This window comes from Martelella limonii (assembly GCF_013344475.1).
In the GTDB taxonomy this organism is placed as follows: domain Bacteria; phylum Pseudomonadota; class Alphaproteobacteria; order Rhizobiales; family Rhizobiaceae; genus Martelella; species Martelella limonii.
Window position 1 is genome coordinate 166,096 of the sequence record NZ_JABUOU010000006.1, and the last position, 19,300, is coordinate 185,395.

18 protein-coding genes are annotated in these 19,300 nt (G+C 62.3%); 8 read left to right on the forward strand and 10 right to left on the reverse strand.

The annotated features are described in order from the left end of the window. Positions 1–5: 5 nt before the first annotated feature. From der to HPQ62_RS14045, 6 genes are all read right to left on the reverse strand, one after another. Complete coding sequence (gene der / locus HPQ62_RS14020) at positions 6–1,433, reverse strand: ribosome biogenesis GTPase Der (protein ID WP_174803188.1); 1,428 nt, start codon at positions 1,431–1,433, stop codon at positions 6–8. 56 nt (positions 1,434–1,489) lie between these two features. Next, on the reverse strand, positions 1,490–2,176 hold the full coding sequence (locus tag HPQ62_RS14025) for a tetratricopeptide repeat protein (protein WP_174803189.1): 687 nt from the start codon (positions 2,174–2,176) through the stop codon (positions 1,490–1,492). A gap of 92 nt (positions 2,177–2,268) precedes the next feature. Further along, on the reverse strand, positions 2,269–2,856 hold the full coding sequence (locus HPQ62_RS14030; RefSeq protein WP_174803190.1) for an NnrU family protein: 588 nt from the start codon (positions 2,854–2,856) through the stop codon (positions 2,269–2,271). 121 nt (positions 2,857–2,977) lie between these two features. Further along, the gene (gene sbmA, locus HPQ62_RS14035; RefSeq protein ID WP_174803191.1) at positions 2,978–4,252 is read right to left on the reverse strand and encodes a peptide antibiotic transporter SbmA; all 1,275 of its coding nucleotides are present in this window, start codon (positions 4,250–4,252) and stop codon (positions 2,978–2,980) included. A 337-nt stretch (positions 4,253–4,589) separates the two neighbouring features. After that, a complete protein-coding gene (map, locus tag HPQ62_RS14040; protein WP_174803192.1) occupies positions 4,590–5,345 on the reverse strand; it encodes a type I methionyl aminopeptidase in 756 nt (251 codons plus the stop codon). A gap of 24 nt (positions 5,346–5,369) precedes the next feature. Then, on the reverse strand, positions 5,370–6,416 hold the full coding sequence (locus HPQ62_RS14045) for an LLM class flavin-dependent oxidoreductase (protein ID WP_174803193.1): 1,047 nt from the start codon (positions 6,414–6,416) through the stop codon (positions 5,370–5,372). A 203-nt stretch (positions 6,417–6,619) separates the two neighbouring features. Between HPQ62_RS14045 and HPQ62_RS14050 the strand changes: the two genes are divergently transcribed. The 8 genes from HPQ62_RS14050 (at position 6,620) to HPQ62_RS14085 (ending at position 16,672) form a co-directional block, all read left to right on the forward strand. Next, on the forward strand, positions 6,620–7,138 hold the full coding sequence (locus HPQ62_RS14050) for a hypothetical protein (protein ID WP_174803194.1): 519 nt from the start codon (positions 6,620–6,622) through the stop codon (positions 7,136–7,138). A gap of 189 nt (positions 7,139–7,327) precedes the next feature. Beyond that, positions 7,328–8,104, forward strand: a complete 777-nt coding sequence (locus tag HPQ62_RS14055; RefSeq protein WP_174803195.1) for a 3-hydroxybutyrate dehydrogenase — start codon at positions 7,328–7,330, stop codon at positions 8,102–8,104. Between the two features lie 30 nt (positions 8,105–8,134). Next, a complete protein-coding gene (gene xdhA, locus HPQ62_RS14060) occupies positions 8,135–9,598 on the forward strand; it encodes a xanthine dehydrogenase small subunit (RefSeq protein WP_174803196.1) in 1,464 nt (487 codons plus the stop codon). A 3-nt stretch (positions 9,599–9,601) separates the two neighbouring features. Then, on the forward strand, positions 9,602–11,947 hold the full coding sequence (gene xdhB, locus HPQ62_RS14065) for a xanthine dehydrogenase molybdopterin binding subunit (protein WP_174803197.1): 2,346 nt from the start codon (positions 9,602–9,604) through the stop codon (positions 11,945–11,947). 3 nt (positions 11,948–11,950) lie between these two features. After that, positions 11,951–12,790: a xanthine dehydrogenase accessory protein XdhC gene (gene xdhC / locus HPQ62_RS14070; RefSeq protein WP_174803198.1), complete on the forward strand. Its 840-nt coding sequence runs from the start codon at positions 11,951–11,953 to the stop codon at positions 12,788–12,790. 97 nt (positions 12,791–12,887) lie between these two features. Beyond that, positions 12,888–14,126, forward strand: a complete 1,239-nt coding sequence (locus HPQ62_RS14075; protein ID WP_174803199.1) for a urate hydroxylase PuuD — start codon at positions 12,888–12,890, stop codon at positions 14,124–14,126. Further along, a complete protein-coding gene (gene guaD, locus HPQ62_RS14080) occupies positions 14,123–15,430 on the forward strand; it encodes a guanine deaminase (protein ID WP_174803200.1) in 1,308 nt (435 codons plus the stop codon). The genes HPQ62_RS14075 and guaD overlap by 4 nt, the downstream gene beginning before the upstream one ends. A gap of 93 nt (positions 15,431–15,523) precedes the next feature. Next, the gene (locus HPQ62_RS14085) at positions 15,524–16,672 is read left to right on the forward strand and encodes an alpha-hydroxy acid oxidase (protein WP_174803201.1); all 1,149 of its coding nucleotides are present in this window, start codon (positions 15,524–15,526) and stop codon (positions 16,670–16,672) included. 6 nt (positions 16,673–16,678) lie between these two features. On the opposite strand, the gene HPQ62_RS14090 is transcribed toward HPQ62_RS14085, so the two are convergent. The 4 genes from HPQ62_RS14090 to alc are packed head-to-tail and all read right to left on the reverse strand — an operon-like array spanning position 16,679 to position 19,297. Next, positions 16,679–17,419 (reverse strand): metallophosphoesterase family protein, encoded by a 741-nt coding sequence (locus tag HPQ62_RS14090; protein WP_174803202.1) that lies wholly within the window; start codon positions 17,417–17,419, stop codon positions 16,679–16,681. Next, positions 17,419–17,775 (reverse strand): hydroxyisourate hydrolase, encoded by a 357-nt coding sequence (uraH, locus tag HPQ62_RS14095; protein WP_174803203.1) that lies wholly within the window; start codon positions 17,773–17,775, stop codon positions 17,419–17,421. The genes HPQ62_RS14090 and uraH overlap by 1 nt, the downstream gene beginning before the upstream one ends. Continuing rightward, on the reverse strand, positions 17,772–18,269 hold the full coding sequence (locus HPQ62_RS14100; RefSeq protein WP_174803204.1) for an ureidoglycolate lyase: 498 nt from the start codon (positions 18,267–18,269) through the stop codon (positions 17,772–17,774). Before HPQ62_RS14100 ends, uraH begins: the two co-directional genes overlap by 4 nt. Further along, complete coding sequence (gene alc / locus HPQ62_RS14105; protein WP_174803205.1) at positions 18,266–19,297, reverse strand: allantoicase; 1,032 nt, start codon at positions 19,295–19,297, stop codon at positions 18,266–18,268. The genes HPQ62_RS14100 and alc overlap by 4 nt, the downstream gene beginning before the upstream one ends. Positions 19,298–19,300 lie beyond the last annotated feature (3 nt).

Below are 19,300 nucleotides of genomic sequence, written 5' to 3' on the forward strand. Positions count from 1 at the left end.
CGCCTTCAGCGCTTCTTCTTGCGCTTGTGCTCGAACGGGTTTTCGCCGGCCCGGAAATGGATCCGGATCGGTACGCCCGGCATGTCGAAATCATTGCGCAGGCCGTTGGTCAGATAGCGGATATAGCTTTCCGGCACGGCATCGGGGCGGGTGCAGGAAATCATGAAGCCCGGTGGACGGGTTTTCACCTGGGTCATGTATTTCATCCTCAACCGCCGGCCGGAAACGGCGGGCGGGGGATGGCTGACGGTCTGATGGTCGAGCCAGCGGTTGAGCCGGGCCGTGGAGATCCGGCTGTTCCAGACCTTGTCGGTATCGGCGATCGCCTGCATCAGCTTGTCGAGGCCGGTTCCGCGCTCGCCGGAGATCGGCACGGCGCGGATGCCGCGCGCCTGCGGCAGAAGCCGGTCGGTCTTTTCGCGCAGATCGGCGAGCACGGCCTGGCGGTCTTCGATCATGTCCCACTTGTTGAAGGCAAGCACGGCGGCGCGGCCTTCGCGGATGACCAGATCGACGATCTGCAGGTCCTGCTTCTCGAACGGGATCGTGGCATCGAACACGATCACCACGCATTCGGCAAAGCGGATCGCCCTCAGCGCATCGGAAACCGAGAGCTTCTCGAGCTTTTCGATCACCCGCGCCTTGCGGCGCATGCCGGCGGTGTCAAACAGCTTGATCGGCCGGCCGCGCCATTCCCATTCGACCGAGATCGAATCGCGGGTGATGCCCGCTTCCGGACCGGTCAGAAGCCGGTCCTCGCCGAGATAGCGGTTGATCAGCGTCGACTTGCCGGCATTCGGACGGCCGACGATGGCAACCCGAAGCGGCTTGCTGTCGTCGTAAGGGGCCGCCTCTTCCGGATTGTCGGCCTCTTCCTTGGACAGCATCACGTCGGTCGTCGCTTCGTCGACAGGCGCTTCCTTCGGAAAGGCGCGCTCCTCGCCGATTGCCGCGATGATCGCCTCGCGCAGATCGTTCATGCCCTGGCCGTGTTCGGCCGAAATCGGGCAAGGTTCGCCAAGCCCCAGCGTGAAGGCATCATAGAAGCCCGCATCGGAACCGCGCGCCTCTGCCTTGTTGGCAACCAGCACCACCGGCTTGCCGCGCCGGCGCACCATTTCGGCAAGCGTGTTGTCGGCTGGCGTCAGCCCGGCCTTGGCATCGACCACGAACAGCGACAGATCGGCCTCGTCGATCGCGGCTTCGGTCTGGGCGCGCATGCGGCCCGGCAGCGTATCGGCTGCGGCTTCTTCGAGACCGGCCGTGTCGATGATGGTGAAGCGCAGGTCATAGAGCTTTGCCTCGCCCGGCCGGCGGTCACGGGTGACACCCGGCGTGTCGTCGACAAGCGCCAGCTTCTGCCCCACCAGACGGTTGAACAGTGTCGACTTGCCGACATTGGGCCGTCCGACGATCGCGACCTTGAAACTCATGACACTGCTCTCCTGACGGCCTTTGCCGTAATCTCACCTGACCGTAGATGCCGCGGTCAGCCGGCGGCGCTTTCCTTCACATCGCCGTCGGCGGTCATCACCTCAAGCATGATCTGGGCGCGGTTCAGCACGTTGCGCGGCGCCTGCGGATCGTTGGAAATCTGTTCGAACCATTCCTGGGCGCGGGCATAGTCCTTCAGGCGAAAGGCCGAAAGACCAAGAATTTCGCGGGCCGAGAACCGGAACGGATTGCCATCGGCAGCCAGCTGCTCGACTTCGGCCGAAACCTGCTCATAGGTGCCGGTATCGACCATAAGCCAGCCGGCACGCAGCTTGGCCGCGTCGCGGATTGCTTCCGGCACGGCGCGATCCTTGCCGATCGACGAGAAGGCGGAGACCGCAGCGGCGGTATCGCCTGCCTCGGATAGCAGCGTCGCGGCGCGCAGCTGGGCGAGCACCGGATAGGCGCCATGACCTTCCTGCTCAAGCTGGGCGAGCGTTTCCTTGGCGGCATCGAGATTGCCGGCATCGATCTGGTTCAGCGCCGTCAGGAACACATCGCCCGACTTTGCCGCCTGGCGCGACTGCCAGTATTCATAACCGCGCCAGCCGGCCGTGCCGATCACGAGAATGACGGCTGCCGCAATCAGGATCTTGCCATAGCGCCGCCAGGCATCGCGCATCCTGTCGGAACGCAGTTCCTCATTCACCTCGCGGATAAAGCTGTCATCCTGATTTGCCATGGGCTCACTCCGGCGTGCATTTTGTTACGTGCCGGGCCTTCTAACCGTTTTTTCGTTCTGTTGTAAGGGCAAAAGCCGCTTCATCCTGCCGTTTATGCGCCGAACTGGATCGGCACGCCGATCAGCCAGACATGCAGCTTCCAGATGAACAGGCCCCACAACACGATACCGAGGACGAAGGCATAGGCGTCATAGCGCGCGGAGACGAAAGGTTTGCGGACGAGAAGCCCGGCCCGCTCCCGCCGCGCCAGCGAAATGCGCAGGATCACCGCCCAGATCAGGATGCCCGCAAACAGGATGACGGAAGCGGCCTCGCCATTGGCCAGAAGATGGGCAAAGGCCCAGATCTTCACCGAGAGCACCATCGGGTGCTTGGCGAAGGATGCCAGCTTTCCTGGCGGAAAGAAGCTTGCCGCAAGAAAGATCATCGCGATCAGCATCAGGAATACAGTCAGGTGAGCAAGCCAGAATGGCGGATCATAGAGGATGGCCCCGCCCTGCCGGGCACGCCCGAAGGCGAACACCATGAAGGCGAATTCCGCCAGCGCAACCAGCGAGAACAGGCCTTTCCAGGCATTCTCGCCGATCCGGCCGATCATCGCCCGGCGCAAGCCGGGCGCGAATGTGTGGATGAGATGGGTCAGGGTGAAAAGCAGAACCGCGATAACCAGCATCAGCATGGGCGCCCCCTCGGCAAACACGTCAATTGCCCGCACCTTACGATGGAAGGAGCGCGTTTAGAAGCGTTCTATTGCGCGCTCAGTGCGCGCGATGCCGCATCAGGCGGCGGGATGTCGCCCATCACCCTTCCGGATGCGGATCGGCAACGTCGCCGCCGGGCTCCTGGTAGTCCTCACGGTCGATTTCGGGCAGCGGCTGGCCGAAGATCGCGGCCTCGAAGGCGGCAAGACGCTTGTAGATCGAGATCAGCTCGATGATCGTCGACCACGACATCACCAGATACTGGAACGAGGAGGCCACCTGGCCGAAGGCGGAAACGATCTGCTGCACCAGACCGTAGGTCACCGCGCCCGCCACGATCGCCGGCACCAGGATGAAATAGGCGAAGATGTTGTCGGCCTGCAGGTAGAGGCTTCGGGCGAGGTTGAAATAGGTGTAGTGCAGGTAGAGCCGGAAATAGTTGCGCCTGACATTTTCGAAAAGCTCGCTCAGGGTCGCGGGATCCGCGCGGTCCTCATGGTCCTCGCCATAGACGAGTTCCTTACGATAGGCGGCCTCGACGCGCTGGTTGCGGAATTCCAGCCCCGGCAGCTTGATCCCGACCACCACCATCAGCACCGTGCCGAACAGCGACCAGAAGATGGCCGCCGTGAACAGCGGCGCCGGCACCGCACCGATGATCGGCAGTTCGGTGACATATTGCGACAGCGAGAACAGCACCGGCAGGAACGCGATCAGCGTCATCACCGCATCGATCATCGAGACGCCGAGGCCTTCCATGATCGAGGCGAAGCGCATCGTGTCTTCCTGCACACGCTGGGAGGCGCCCTCGATATGGCGGACCCGATCCCACATGCCGGTGTAATAATCGTTCATCGCCGTGCGCCAGCGGAAGATATAATGGCTGATGAAGAAGCGGGTGACGATGAAGAGCGTCACGGAGAGGAACGCGATCTGAAGGAAGATCAGCATCAGCGTGTAGAAATTCTGCGCCGTGATCCCTTCTCCACCCTGAAGCGCGGCCTGCAGCGTATCACCGAAAGGTCGCCGCCAGTTGTTGATCGCGACAGAGATCTGCACCGAGAAATAGGTGATGAAGATGATCAGCTGCGAACCCCAGACCGACCAGCCCTGCCATTTGCGGTTATCGCCGACCACCCACCAGAACACGCCGAAGATCACCGAGAATACGGCGTAATAAAGATAGAACCAGAGGAAATCCGGCGTGATGAAGTGCGCAAGCCCGATCGGCTGGTCCCCTTCCGGATAGGGCGCGAAGCCCATCCCCACGCCGAGTTCGCGGACCACGCCGTACCATGCAGCGATCGCGACCAGCGTCCAGACGAGGGCGGACAGGAAAAACAGCTTCGGCCGGGGGAAGAATGACTGGAACAAGGGATCGCCTTCCGGATTGGTTGCGCTGACTGCGTTTTAAGGCATGAGACTTAGCAAAGAGAAATTAAAGATAATTAAGCTTGGTCACGATCCTGCGAGGGTGGTGGTGAATTGCGATGCGCTTTGGACAACGACGATGCCATGTTAGACCTCACCCCGCCCACAGACGTCATGCTCGGGCCCGTCCCGAGCATCTAACCACGAGAATGCGCGATAGGAGCCCACGGTGATGCGACATAGGTGGCGTTGCCCGCTCACGCCCGTGGAGATGATATGTGCTTAGATCCTCGGCACAAGGCCGAGGATGACGGAAGAGAAGGTGGAAACGCGTTGCTTCTCAAGCCCCCTCGCCCATCGTCAACACCAGCGGCCCGTTGCGGGTCGCGACAATAGTGTGTTCGAACTGGACGGTGAGCGCCGGGGGAACCGAATAGAGCACCCATTCCCGGTCCTCTTCCTCCGCCCATTCGCCGCCCAGCGACAGGAACGGTTCGACGGTAAAGACCTGGCCTTCGGCAATCACCCGCCTTTCGCTCCTGTCGGGCCATGTCGATAGCTCCGAAGGCTCTTCATGCAGTGAACGGCCGATGCCGTGGCTTGCAAGGTTCTGGATCAGCGAATAGCGGTTCTTGCGGGCGAAATCGCCGATGGCGTTGCCGATCGCGGCAAAGCCTGCGCCGGGCTTCACCTGATTGATGCCGGTCCACATCGCGCGCTTGCCATCGCGGCAAAGCCGCTTGACCTTGGCTGTGACCGGCGGCACGGCGAAGGAGGCGCCGGTATCGGAAAAGAAGCCGTTCTTTTCCGCCGAAACATCGATATTGACGAGATCCCCGGGGCCGATCACCCGGTCGCCCGGAATGCCGTGGGCGACCTCCTCATTGACGGAGATGCAGGTGGCGCCGGGAAACCGGTAGGTCACCTCCGGCGCCGATTGCGCGCCGTTCTCTTCCAGATAGGCGCGACCGATATTGTCGAGTTCCAGCGTGGTGATCCCGGGCTCAAGCGCCGCCGCCATCTTCTCGATGGCGGTCGCGCATATCCGGCCGATATCCTTCAGCGCCTCAAGCTCTTCTTCGGTTTCGACAATCATCGCAGCTCACTATCAGTTCGGCCGTCAGACCTTCTTGTCCGTGGCCAGCATGTCCTTCACCATCGGCGCAACCTTCGTGCCGAAGAGGTCGATGGCATGCAACACTTCCTCGTGCGGCACAAGCCCCACGGCGAACTGGATCATGAATCGATCAAGCTTCAGGATGCGCTGATGGGCAACGATCTTTTTCGCAAGCTCCTCGGGTCCGCCGACAAACAGCGCACCGTCCGGCGCCCTCGTCGCATCATACTGGGCCCGGCTCTGCGGGCCCCAGCCGCGCTCGCGGCCAATCCGGTCCATCACCGCCTTCTGCGGCTCGAAAAAGGCATCCGCGGCCTTTTCGGTCGTGTCCGACAGGAAGCCGTGAACCGAGATCGCGCGCTTCAGCTTCGCCGGGTCGTGACCGGCCTGCTCGCCTGCCTGGCGGTGGATATCGAAGAGCGGCGCGAAGCGTGCCGGCTGGCCGCCGAGAATGGCAATGATCAGCGGCAGGCCGAGGAAGCCCGCTCGCGCCATGGATTGCGGCGTGCCGCCAGCGGCGATCCAGACCGGCAGCGGGTCCTGCGCCGGGCGCGGATAGACCGGAAGATTGTTGATCGGCGCGCGGGTCTTGCCCGACCATGTAACTTTCTCGTTGTCGCGGATCTTCAGAAGCAGATCGAGCTTTTCGTCGAAAAGCTGGTCATAGGCTTCGAGCGGATAGCCGAACAGCGGAAAGCTTTCGATGAAGGAGCCGCGGCCCGCCATGATCTCGGCCCGGCCACCCGAGAGCAGATCGACGGAAGAAAACTGCTGGAACACCCGGACCGGATCGTCGGAGGAAAGGATGGTGACGGCGCTGGTAAGGCGGATCTTCTCGGTGATCGTCGCAGCACCCGCAAGCACGGTTGCAGGCGAGGACACGAGATAATCCACGCGGTGATGCTCGCCGACGCCGAAGACATCGAGCCCGACACTGTCGGCAAGCCTGATCTCCTCCATCAGGTTCTTCATCCGCTTTTCGGCCTCGCGGCCACGATCGATGCCATCGGCCGGATCGACATCGGCAAAGGTGAAAACGCCCAGTTCCATACTCATCCTTTCAAGCGCGTCGTGTCGCTTCAGCTTGGTTTCCCCAGCATATGGAGCAATCAGGGGCGAATGTCATGGCCCTGCGCGGGGTGACGGATTGTTCAGGCTTTGTGACCGCACACATCTCCGCGCCCCTTCAGGTTGCGCTGCCTGCCTTTCCGGCACAGGATGGCGAATGAGAGGGCTCTTCGGGAAAAATCGAAATGGCGTATACGGAGTGTCAGGCGTCTATGAGCTGCAGCAGCTTCATGGCGCCGATGTTCGGCCTGGTCGCGGGTGTGCTTTACATTATGTTTGTCGCCATCCTCGACATCGCACAGGCCAATCTGCATTCCTATTTCCGGGCCGTCATTGCCGCGCTATTGCCTTGGGTTGACGCGTCCAGGGATATTCCCGAAAAGCACGGCCACCTTCGCTACGCGCTTCGCCCTGTCCTGGGCGCGATCGCCATTATGGCAACGACCGCGACGACCCTGTTTCTATTCGGGTTGGATTCCGACAGAATAGCTTTGACCACCTTGCTCGCTGCCAGCCTGCTTGCCATTGGCACGCTGGCCAGTAGAAGAAAGCTTACAAGCTTCTCAGTTCAGCTAAAATGGCCTTCTCGCGGCTTCGAGTGGCGCATCTATCCAATAGAGTCCCTGGTCTGGCATTTACGGGCAGGAGTGTGGTGCGCACTCTTTTACGGGTTCATGCGGTTCGCTCAGGAGGTCGATCTCTAGGGGACGCACCGGCGACGACATGTGCATTATCCAAGCGCGGAATCCGGCTCAGACCTCTCGGCGACATTCTCGAACCGTTTGGTCAATTTTTTCCGGACCTGCTGCATTCACGCGGCTTCAGCCGATTGCATGGATTGCTGATTGCGCATAACCTTTCCGGCAAAACACCAAGAACGGGAACGGACATTTATGGCACGCACGGTCGTGATCACCGGCTCCACCAGCGGCATCGGGCTCGGTATCGCTGAAGGTTTTGCAGCGGCGGGCGACAATGTCGTCCTGAACGGCTTCGGAAAGCAGGAAGACATCGACGCAGCGGTGGAGCGGATCGGCGCACTCGGCAGCGGATCGGTGATCTACCATCCCGCCGACATGACGAAGCCGGAAGAGATCGAGGCGCTGATCGCGTCCGCCGCCGACACGTTCGGCAGCATCGACGTGCTCGTCAACAATGCCGGGATCCAGCATGTGGCAGCGATCGAAGATTTTCCGCCGGAGCGATGGGACCAGATCATCGCGATCAACCTGACAAGCGCATTCCACACCATCCGCCACACCGTGCCGGTGATGAAGACGGCGGGGCGCGGGCGCATCATCAATGTCGTTTCCGCCCACGGCCTTGTCGCCTCGCCCTACAAGTCCGCCTATGTTTCGGCCAAGCACGGCATGATGGGGCTGACCAAGACGGTGGCGCTGGAGCTTGCGGAACACAAGATCACCGTCAACGCCATCTGTCCCGGCTATGTGCTGACCCCGCTGGTGGAAGCGCAGATACCCGACACGGCAAAAGCCCGCGGCATGACCGAGGAGCAGGTGAAGACCGAGGTGCTGCTTGCTGCCCAGCCCACCAAGGAATTCGTGACCGTGGAGCAGATTGCCGCGACCGCGCTCTATCTGGCAAGCGATGCCGCGGCCCAGGTGACGGGCACCCATATTTCGATCGATGGCGGCTGGACCGCAAAGTGACGCCGCCCCTGAGCGGAATGAGGATAATTGATGACGCTACGGTTCATACTGAACGACCAGGAAATCGCGCTTGAAACCCTGTCGCCATCGCAGACGCTGCTCGATTATCTGAGGATCGGCCGGCGGCTGACCGGCTCCAAGGAGGGCTGCGCGGAAGGCGATTGCGGCGCATGCACCGTTCTGGTCGGAAGGCTCGCGCGCGGCAAGCTCGTCTATGAAACCGTCAATGCCTGTATCCGGTTCACCGCGTCGCTCAACGCCACCCATGTGGTGACGATCGAGCATCTGGCGGCAAGGGACGGCACGCTGCATCCCGTGCAGCAGGCCATGGTCGACCTCAACGGATCGCAGTGCGGCTTTTGCACCCCCGGTATCGTGATGTCGCTTTATGCGCTGTGGATGGAAAACGAAAAGCCGTCCCGGTTTGAGATCGAGAAGGCGCTGCAAGGCAATCTCTGTCGCTGCACCGGCTATGAACCGATCGTGAAGGCGGCGGAAAAAGCATCCGCGATCCGCCCCGATGCCGCCTTCGACGCGATTGCCCGCGAACGCGACCGGGTGATGGAAAAGCTTGCGGCGATGAAGACCGGCGAGACCATCACGATCGGCGATGCCGACAGCCGCGCGATCATTCCGGGTTCCGTCGCAGCGCTTGCCGATGTGCTGAAGGAGTACCGCGACGCGACCATCGTATCCGGCTCCACCGATGTCGGGCTCTGGGTCACCAAGCAGATGCGCAAGCTCAACCCGATGGTGTTCATCAACCATCTCGAAGAGCTGCAGACCCTGACCGAAACCGATACCGGCTTCATCATCGGCGCGGGCGTGACCTATACCGAGGCGCTGCCGGCGCTTGCCGAAGCGATCCCGGCCTTTTCCCGGCTGATCTTCCGCATCGGCGGCGAGCAGGTGCGCAATATGGGCACGATCGGCGGCAATGTCGCCAATGGCTCGCCGATCGGCGATACCCCGCCGGCGATGATCGCGCTTGGCGCAACGCTGACGCTGCAATCGGCGGACGGCACCCGCACCATCGCGCTGCAGGACTATTTCCGCGATTACGGCAAGCAGGACAGGAACCCCGGCGAATTCGTGCTGTCGCTGACGGTGCCCAAGCCCGTGCCCGGAAGCCATTTTGCCGTCTACAAGGTTGCCAAGCGCCGCGAGGAGGACATCTCCGCCGTCTGCGGCGCCTTCTATCTGAAACGGGCAGAGGACGGCACGGTCGATAGCATCCGCATCGCCTATGGCGGCATGGCGGGCATTCCCAAACGCGCCACCGCCGTCGAGGAAGCCCTTGCCGGCAAGCCGTGGAACGCCGACACGGTCGAGGCCGCACGCGCCGCCTTCGAGGAAGACTACAAGCCGATGACCGACATGCGCGCCACCGCCGCCTACCGGATGCTTGCGGCGAAGAACCTTCTGACCCGCTTCCTGCTCGAAACCATGGGCGACGCGCAGGAACTGCGCCGCTTTGCCGAAGAGGAGGCGTGAGCGATGGACCAGCGCACCCACGACAATATTGATCTTAAGTCCGAGATTTCCGGTGGCATCCACAAGCCGCGCGTTCATGATTCCGCCCACAAGCATGTGGCCGGCACCGCCGAATATATCGATGACATGCCCGAGCCCGCCGGCCTGCTCCACGCCGGCGCCGGCCTTTCCGACCGGCCGCATGCGAAGATCGTGGCGATGGACCTCTCCAAGGTCGAGGCAGCGCCCGGCGTCGTCTGCGTGCTGACCGGCAAGGATGTGCCCGGCGTCAACGACATCTCCTCGGGCGGACATCACGACGAGCCGCTGTTTGCAGACACCGTCGTCGAATATCACGGCCAGCTGATCTTTGCCGTGATCGCCGAGACCCGCCATCAGGCCCGCGCTGCGGCGAAACTGGCCGAGATCACCTATGAGGACCTGCCGTTCTGGACCAGCGTGCGCGATGCGCTTTCCCATAATGCGCCGGATGTGGTGACGCCGCTCAGGCTTCAGCGCGGCGATGCCAGGGCCGCGCTCGAGACCGCGAAAAACCGGATCACGGCGGAAATGGAGATCGGCGGCCAGGAGCATTTCTATCTCGAAGGCCAGATCGCGCTCGCCATTCCCGGCGAGGATGACGAGGTCGCCGTCTGGTCCTCCACCCAGCACCCGAGCGAGATCCAGCATATCGTCGGCCATGTGCTCGACATTCCGTCTAACGCCGTCACCGTCTACCAGCGCCGCATGGGCGGCGGCTTTGGCGGCAAGGAGACGCAGGGCAATGGCTTTGCAGCCGTCGCGGCACTTGCGGCCAAGAAGCTGAACCGCGCGATCAAGTTCCGCCCGGACCGCGACGAGGACATGATCATGACCGGCAAGCGGCATGATTTCGTGGCCTTCTACGATATCGGCTACGATGATGACGGCGTCATCGAGGCCGTCGATGCCACCTTTGCCGCGCGCTGCGGCTTTTCCGCCGATCTTTCGGGCCCGGTCACCGACCGGACGCTGTTTCACGCCGACAGTTCCTATTTCTATCCGAACGTCCATCTGGTGACGCGGCCGCTCAAAACCCACACCTGCTCCAACACCGCCTATCGCGGTTTCGGCGGGCCGCAGGGCATGCTGGCAGCCGAGCGCATGATCGAGGAGATCGCCTACGCCCTCGGCAAGGATCCGCTCGATATCCGCAAGGCGAATTTCTACGGGCCTGCCGGCTCCGGCCGCGATGTCACGCCCTATCACCAGACGGTGGAGGACAACATCATCCTGCGCGTCGTCGAGGAGCTGGAGGAGAGTGCGGACTACCGCGCCCGCCGCCAGGCGATCGTCGACTTCAACAAGACGAGCCCGATCATCAAGAAGGGCATCGCGCTGACGCCGGTGAAATTCGGCATCTCCTTCACCATGACCGCCTTCAACCAGGCCGGCGCGCTCGTCCATGTCTATCAGGATGGTTCTGTGCAGCTGAACCATGGCGGCACGGAGATGGGCCAGGGGCTTTACATCAAGGTGGCGCAGGTGGTGGCCGATGTGTTCCAGATCGACCTGGAACGGGTGAAGATCACCGCGACGACCACCGGCAAGGTGCCCAACACCTCGGCGACCGCCGCCTCCTCCGGCTCCGACCTCAACGGCATGGCGGCCTATAATGCGGCGAAGGAAATCAGGGACCGGCTGATTGCCTTTGCGGCGAGCCACTATCAGGTGGACGCCGGCGACATCGCATTCCTGCCCAATCGCGTGCGGATCGGCACCCGGGAAGTCCCCTTCCCCGAACTGGTCAAGGCCGCTTATTTCGGGCGTATCCAGCTTTCGGCGGCGGGCTTCTACAAGACACCGAAAATCCACTGGGACCGGGCGGCGGGCAAGGGCAGGCCCTTCTACTACTTCGCCTATGGCGCGGCCTGCACCGAGGTGTCTATCGATACGCTGACGGGCGAATATATTTTCGATCGCACCGACATTCTCCACGATGCCGGCCGCTCGCTGAACCCGACCATCGATATCGGCCAGATCGAGGGCGGCTTCATCCAGGGCATGGGCTGGCTGACGACGGAGGAGCTCTGGTGGAACGACAAGGGCGTCCTGCGCACCCACGCGCCATCCACCTACAAGATCCCGCTCGCCTCCGACCGGCCCAAGATCTTCAATGTCCGGCTCACCGATTTTTCCGAAAACCGGGAACCCACCATCGGCCGTTCCAAGGCCGTGGGCGAGCCGCCCTTCATGCTGGCGATCTCGGCTCTCGAAGCAATCTCGATGGCGGTCGCGAGCGTTGCCGACTATCGCATCTGCCCCCGCCTTGATGCACCGGCGACGCCGGAACGCGTGCTGATGGCGGTGGAGCGGATGAAAAAGGCCTGAGCGATGGACGAGGCGACGCGCTACCGGCGTTTCTTCGAGAGCCATGACCGCGCGGTGATCGTCTCCGTTTCGGCGGTCAAGGGCTCGACGCCGCGCGAGGAAGGCGCGGCGATCGCCGTTTCGGCAAGCGCCACCTGCGGCACGGTGGGCGGCGGACAGCTGGAATTCATGGCGATCGACCATGCCCGTGCGCTGCTTTCCGGAAACACGGACACGATGCGGCTCGACATTCCGCTCGGGCCGGACATCGGCCAGTGCTGCGGCGGGCGCACAGAACTTTCCTTCGAGATCGCGGACGCCTCTGCAATCGCCGCCTTCCTCGCAAGGCTTGACGCCGAGGCGGAGAGCGCGCCGTCCGTCTTCATCTTCGGCGGCGGCCATGTCGGTTCGGCGCTTTCGGCAGCGCTTGCGCCGCTGCCCTTCAACACCGTGCTGATCGAAACCCGCAGCGACATGGTGGAAGCGCTGGCAGACGGCGTCAGCCTTCGCCTTACCCCCATGCCGGAGGCCGAGATTGCCGGCCTTCCTTCCGGAAGCGCCGTCGTCATTCTTACCCACGACCACGCGCTCGATTTCCTGATCGCGACCGAAGCCCTCAAACGGGCCGATCTCAGCTATTGCGGCATGATCGGCTCGAAAACCAAACGCGCCACCTTCTTGAATTATGCCCGAAGGCAGCGGCTGACGGAGCGGGAATGCGCGCGCCTCATCATGCCGATCGGCGGCACTCCGGTCGCCGACAAGCGCCCCGCCATCATTGCCGCCCTGGTTGCAGCTGAACTGATTTCAGTCATTCATGCCGCAAAAGCGGGCAGGCTGCACACCGCCGATGCAGCCCGGTGACAACTTCCTATCTATTTGCGATCATTTGCAAAACATCTCTTTTTTTTCGCGCGGAAATTGCGCATCATCACGCTGATTTTAGTTTTGGGGACACTTTATGTTTGAACTCGCCATCATGTGGGAGTGGGCGCAATTTGCCGTGCGCTGGCTACATGTCATCACCGCCATCGCCTGGATCGGCTCCTCCTTTTATTTCATCGCGCTCGATCTCGGCCTGGTATCGCGCCCCGGACTGCCGGAAGGCGTTTCGGGCGAGGAGTGGCAGGTCCATGGCGGCGGGTTCTACAATATCCAGAAATATATGGTTGCGCCTGCGCACATGCCGGAGCACCTGATCTGGTTCAAGTGGGAATCCTATTTCGCCTGGATGTCCGGCTTCCTGATGCTGGTGCTGGTCTATTACGGCGGCGCCGATCTTTTCCTGGTCAACCGCAGCGTGCTCGACGTCTCGGCCCCGGTCGCCATCCTGATCTCGCTCGCCTCGCTGTCGGTCGGCTGGCTGTTCTACCACTATCTCTGCAAGTCCCCGCTCGGCAAGCATACCGTCGGGCTGATGCTGCTGCTCTACATCCTGCTGGTGTTCATGGCCTGGGGCTATTCGCACCTCTTCACCGGCCGCGCCGCCTTCCTGCATATGGGCGCGTTCACGGCGACGATCATGACCGCCAACGTGTTCTTCGTGATCATTCCCAACCAGAAGATCGTGGTCGCCGACCTGAAGGCCGGCAAGACGCCGGATCCGAAGCTCGGCAAGGAAGCCAAGCAGCGCTCGCTCCACAACAACTACCTGACGCTGCCGGTCATCTTCTTCATGCTGTCGAACCACTATCCTCTGGCGTTTGCGACCACATACAGCTGGATCATCGCCTCGCTGGTGTTCCTGATGGGCGTCACGATCCGGCACTATTTCAACACCGTCCATGCCCGCAAGGGCGAGCCGAACTGGACCTGGCTGCTGACAGCGCTCATCTTCATCGTGATCATGTGGCTTTCCACCTCGCCGCAGCTCTTCAAGGCGGAAAACCCCGACATGGCGGTGGCGCCGGCATTCGAGAAGTTTGCGCAGGACCCCCATTTCGCCGATGCCAAGCAGGTGGTCTCCACGCGCTGCTCGATGTGCCACGCGGCCGAGCCGGTCTATGAAGGCATCCACCGCCCGCCGCTCAATGTGCGCTTCGAGACCGACGCCGAAATCGCGTCCCGCGCCAACCAGATTTACTTGCAGGCCGGGCGCAGCCATGCCATGCCTCCGGGGAATGTGACCGGCATGACGCCGGACGAACGTGCAAAGCTGGTGGCATGGTACAGATCGAGCATCCAGACGAAGGCGGAATGACGAGACTTCTGCGCGGACGGCTTTTGTCGTTCAACCGCCGCCCCGACAGCCTTTCGGATACGGCGAGCTACAACTACGAGGACGATGGCGGCCTGCTGCTTGAGAACGGTCGCATCGTCGCGATGGGCGCCTATACTGATATCAGAGCCAAAGCGCCGCGGGACTGCGTGACCGTCGATCACCGCCCGCATCTGATCCTGCCGGGGCTGATCGATACCCATCTGCATTTCCCGCAAATGCAGGTGATCGGCTCCTACGCCGCAAACCTGCTTGAATGGCTCAACACCTACACCTTCGTTGAAGAGCAGCGCTTTGCCGATCCCGCCCATGGCGCGCGGATCGCGGTTTCGCTGTTCGATGAGCTGATCCGCAACGGCACGACCACGGCGGTGGCCTATTGCTCCGTTCACAAGGCCTCCGCAGACGCCTATTTCGCCGAGGCGGAGCGCCGCCACATGCTGATGCTTGGCGGCAAGGTGATGATGGACCGCAATGCGCCGGACGCGCTCACCGATACGCCGCAATCGGGCTATGACGACACGAAGGCCGTGATCGACACCTGGCATGGCAGGGGCCGCAACCACGTGGTGATTTCGCCGCGCTTTGCGATCACCTCGACGCCGGAGCAGATGGAGATGGCGGGGGCGCTTGCCCGCGAACACCCCGACCTGCACATCCAGACCCACCTGTCGGAGAACCTCGCGGAGATCGAATTCGCCTGCTCGCTTTATCCTGCGGCGAAAGACTATACCGATATCTATGCGCATTATGGCCTGCTCAGGGACAATATGCTGCTGGGCCACGCGATCCACCTATCCGAGCGCGAGCGCGACGCGCTGTCTGAAACCGGGGCGGTTGCCGTCCATTGCCCGACATCGAACCTGTTTCTGGGCTCCGGCCTGTTTCCGCTCAAGGAACTTGAACGGCGGGAAAAGCCGGTTCGCATCGCGGTTGCCACCGATATCGGCGGCGGCACAAGCTATTCGATGCTGAAGACCATGGACGAGGCTTACAAGATCCAGCAATTGCGCGGCGAACGGCTGACGCCGCTGGAGAGCTTCTTCCTGATGACGCTCGGCAACGCCGATGCCCTTGGGCTTGCACACCGGATCGGCACACTCTCGCCCGGCAGCGACGCAGATCTGGTGGTGTTGGATGCGCGCGCCACGCCTGCCATGGCGCTGAAGATGGAGGCGGTTACCTCGCTTTCCGAAGAGCTGTTCCTGCTGCAGACGCTTGGCGACGACCGGACGATCGCAGAAACCTATATCGCCGGCAAGCCCGCGAAGTCAGCTCTGCGATGACTGCGGCGCACCCGATTCCGCCTGCGCTTTTTTCAGGCTTGGCGCGGGCAAGCGGATTTGCCATAAGCGAAAACATGTTGACGGGAGAGGCCTATGTTTTCTGAGCCACTGACGATTGCCGACCTGAAGCGGCGTGCGAAATGGCGGGTGCCGAAGATGTTCTACGACTACGCCGACAGCGGCGCGTGGACGCAAAGCACCTACAAGGCGAACGAGGCCGATTTCGCAAAGGTTCACCTGCGCCAGCGGGTTCTGGTCGACATGTCGGATCGCTCGCTTGCAAGCACCATGGTCGGCCAGGATGTTTCGATGCCGGTCGCACTCGCGCCCACCGGGCTTTGCGGCATGCAGCATGCCGATGGCGAGATCCTGGCGGCACAGGCGGCTGAGGATGCGGGCGTGCCCTTCACGCTCTCGACCATGAGCGTCTGCTCGATCGAGGATGTGGCGGAAAACACCTCGAAGCCCTTCTGGTTTCAGCTCTATGTGATGAAGGACCGCGGCTTCGTCGAAAGCCTCATTGGCCGCGCCAAGGCTGCCGGCTGCTCGGCGCTGGTGCTGACGCTCGACCTGCAGATCCTCGGCCAGCGCCACAAGGACATCGTCAACGGCCTGTCGACGCCGCCGAAATTCACGCCGAAACATGTCTGGCAGGTCGGCACCCGCCCCTTCTGGGCGCTGGAAATGCTGCAGACCAAGCGCCGATCATTCCGCAATATCGTCGGCCACGCGCCAGCCTCCTCCGATCTCTCCTCGCTTGCCGTCTGGACCGCCGAGCAGTTCGACACGCGGCTTTCCTGGTCGGATGTGGAATGGATCCGCGAACGCTGGGACGGCAAGCTGATCCTCAAGGGCGTGCTCGACGTCGAAGACGCGGAAATGGCTGCGAAGACGAGCGCCGACGCGATCATCGTTTCCAATCACGGCGGCCGCCAGCTCGATGGCGCGCTGTCGTCGATTGCGATGCTGCCGAAGATCGTCGATGCCGTCGGCAATGACGTCGAAGTACACATGGATGGCGGCATCCGCTCCGGACAGGACGTGCTGAAGGCCCGCGCGCTCGGCGCCAGGGGCACCTATATCGGCCGGCCCTATCTCTACGGCCTCGGCGCCATGGGCAAGAAGGGCGTCACCCGCGCCCTCGACATCCTCCGCAAGGAACTCGACGTCACCATGGCACTCTGCGGCAAACGCGACATCGAGGAGATCGACCGGAGCATTCTTGCTAAGGTCGATTTCTGACTGGCCTCACCCCACCCGCCCGGTCGCAAGCACACGCGCCCAGTCCGCATAGCCCCGTTCGTCCGCCATTCCAACCATGCGCTGCGTGTCATAGCGGACCTGGTGGAATGTCGGCGTCCAGCCGATATCGGTCTTTTCGATGATCGCATAGCAGGCAAACGGCGTTGCGATTTCCAGCTTGTGGTCGATGGGAAGGTGGTAGGCAAAGCCCGGACAGCCGACGGAGCCCGGATTGACGATCAGCCGGCCATCGCCAAGCATCACCGAGCGGGCAACATGGCTGTGACCGCACAGGATCAGCGGGTAGGAAATGCCGGCGGCAAACGCTTCTATTTCGGCCTGGGAGCGGAGCGCGAAATGGCCATTGTCCATCAGCGTCTCCAGCCACATCACCTCATCATTCTTCGGCGTGGCATGGCAGAGATAGGCCTCATGCGCCACCACTGCTGCGGTCGGCATGTCGCGGATCCACTGGAGGTGGTCAGCCGAGAGCGCGCCGAAGACCGGTCGCTCCCAGTCGCCCATCTCCTCGAACGGGCGATCGACGAGCGCGCGGTCGTGATTGCCGCGCACCGTGGTGAGATCGAGCGCCAGGAGGCGGTCAGCGGTTTCGGCGCCGGCAAGCGGGCCCGAGAGACTGTCGCCGAGATTGACGATCATATCCGGCTGATGCCGTCCGATGTCGGCAAGCACGGCTTCCAGCGCATCGATATTGCCATGAATGTCGGCAATCGCGGCGAGCTTCATCAGCTGCCCCGATAGGTGGAGTAGGCATGCGCCGAGATCAGAAGCGGCACATGGTAATGCGCGCTCACATCGGAGATCGCAAAGCGCAGCGGTATATCCTCGAGGAAAGCCGGTTCCGTCAGCGTTGCCCCGGTTCTGCGCAGATAATCGCCGGCAAAGAAGACGAGTTCGTACTGGCCCGGCTCGACGTCAGCAGCCGTGAGGATGGCGCCGCCGTCGATCCGGCCGTCCTCATTGGTGTAGACCGTCTTGAGGAAGACGCGCTCCGCGCCGTTGAGGCGGTAGAGGTCGATCTTCATGTCCGAGGCCGGCTGGCCAAGGGCGGTGTCGAGAACATGGGTGGTCAGGCCGGTCATGGATAAGCCTCCTCGATGACGAACGGGGTCGGATAAAAATACTCGTCCAGATTGTTGCCCGGTCCGGCGCGATCCACAACCAGAAAATCGCTCGCCTCACCCAGCGTCATCAGCGGATGGTGCCAGACATTGGCGCGGTAATTCACCCCCTGGCCGCTCTCGGCGAAGAACACGCGCGGCGTTGCTGGCACGCCTGCGTCATCTTCGGCCACGATCACGAGAAACGGCCGGCCCGACAGCGGCGAGAAACTCTGGCTGCCGAAGGGGTGTCGCTCCATCATGTCGACCTTGTAGGGAAAGCGGCGCGCCTCGCCCCGGAAGATATTGATGATTACGCTTGCCCCCTCGCCCAGCGCTTCCGCCCGGGCGAGTTCATGAAAGCGCGTCGTGGTGCCGCCATTGATCAGCCGCGCTGTCGCAGGATCCGGCGCAATCACGTCGCCGAAGGGCGCAAAGGCTTCCGGCGTCAGCGGCTCGGGCTGAAGGCGGATCACGCCTTGACCCCGTAGAGGCGCAGCCGGCTGACCCCGCCATCCGGGAAGATCGCAAGCCGGACATGGGTCACGGGGCCGATATCGCTGACGGCGTCGCCGCTGAATTCGTGAATATTATCGGCCTGCAGCTTGGTCTGCACGAGCAGTGGCTGCCATTTTTCGGAAGCCTCGATCTCTTCCATGCTGAACACATCGTTCTGGTCCGGCAGGTTGGCGCCGAGCAGCATGCAGGTATCGGGATAATTGCCCTTGAAGTGTGCGGTATCGGCGACGACGCGACGGATGATGCCGGGATGGCCGAGCTTGAAGATCACCCAGTCGTGACCCGGGCCACGCCGGCGCGCTGTTTCCCAGCCATCGCCCATATTGATGCCGCGACCGGGCGCCAGCATGCGGTCGGGATGGCCGTAATGGGCATCCGACCAGTGCAGCGCATGGGTGCCGCCGAAGATATAGGCAAGATCGATCTCCTCGTTGGCGCCGACCTTTTCCCAGTTGAAATAAGCAGAGCCATAGACCCTGAGACGCGCAACGCCGCCATCGGGGAAGATGTGCAGCCTCAGATGGGTAAACACCTTCTGCCGCGTGTCCTGGTCCATCTCGAAATAATGATGGCGGTCGGGGCCGAGATCGGAGCGCGACAACACTTCCTGCCAGTCGGCGGTCTCATCCGGATCGCCGCTTTCCATAAAACAGCCCTCGATCGAGCACTGCGGCGGATAATTGCCGGTAAAATGCGAGGTATCGACATCGAAACCGCGAATGCGGCCGGGCATGGCAAGGCGGATGATCGCGAAATCATGGCCCGGCACGCGCTTGCGCCGGCTTTCCCAGCCGTCCATCCACTTGCCGTGCTCATCATATTCGCCGGGCAGGAACACGGCGGCATCGTCCTTCAGCATCCGGGAAAGCGGCGCGAAGAACTGGTCGGTTGCATAAATGGCCCGGGCGCCGAGGCGGGCGGAGGCGAGGTTGATTGCGCCGACCGCGAAATCCGGCAGGGCAACAGACTTTTCTTGTTCTGACATAAA

Coding starts and splice junctions, on each gene's coding strand:
- HPQ62_RS14050 (WP_174803194.1), top strand. CDS start 6,620: ATGGCGTATACGGAGTGTCAGGCGTCTATGAGCTGCAGCAGCTTCATG.
- HPQ62_RS14090 (WP_174803202.1), bottom strand. CDS start 17,419: ATGAAGCTCGCCGCGATTGCCGACATTCATGGCAATATCGATGCGCTG.
- alc (WP_174803205.1), bottom strand. CDS start 19,297: ATGTCAGAACAAGAAAAGTCTGTTGCCCTGCCGGATTTCGCGGTCGGC.
- HPQ62_RS14045 (WP_174803193.1), bottom strand. CDS start 6,416: ATGGAACTGGGCGTTTTCACCTTTGCCGATGTCGATCCGGCCGATGGC.
- xdhA (WP_174803196.1), top strand. CDS start 8,135: ATGACGCTACGGTTCATACTGAACGACCAGGAAATCGCGCTTGAAACC.
- HPQ62_RS14055 (WP_174803195.1), top strand. CDS start 7,328: ATGGCACGCACGGTCGTGATCACCGGCTCCACCAGCGGCATCGGGCTC.
- guaD (WP_174803200.1), top strand. CDS start 14,123: ATGACGAGACTTCTGCGCGGACGGCTTTTGTCGTTCAACCGCCGCCCC.
- uraH (WP_174803203.1), bottom strand. CDS start 17,775: ATGACCGGCCTGACCACCCATGTTCTCGACACCGCCCTTGGCCAGCCG.
- HPQ62_RS14085 (WP_174803201.1), top strand. CDS start 15,524: ATGTTTTCTGAGCCACTGACGATTGCCGACCTGAAGCGGCGTGCGAAA.
- HPQ62_RS14075 (WP_174803199.1), top strand. CDS start 12,888: ATGTTTGAACTCGCCATCATGTGGGAGTGGGCGCAATTTGCCGTGCGC.
- HPQ62_RS14025 (WP_174803189.1), bottom strand. CDS start 2,176: ATGGCAAATCAGGATGACAGCTTTATCCGCGAGGTGAATGAGGAACTG.
- der (WP_174803188.1), bottom strand. CDS start 1,433: ATGAGTTTCAAGGTCGCGATCGTCGGACGGCCCAATGTCGGCAAGTCG.
- xdhC (WP_174803198.1), top strand. CDS start 11,951: ATGGACGAGGCGACGCGCTACCGGCGTTTCTTCGAGAGCCATGACCGC.
- HPQ62_RS14030 (WP_174803190.1), bottom strand. CDS start 2,856: ATGCTGATGCTGGTTATCGCGGTTCTGCTTTTCACCCTGACCCATCTC.
- xdhB (WP_174803197.1), top strand. CDS start 9,602: ATGGACCAGCGCACCCACGACAATATTGATCTTAAGTCCGAGATTTCC.
- map (WP_174803192.1), bottom strand. CDS start 5,345: ATGATTGTCGAAACCGAAGAAGAGCTTGAGGCGCTGAAGGATATCGGC.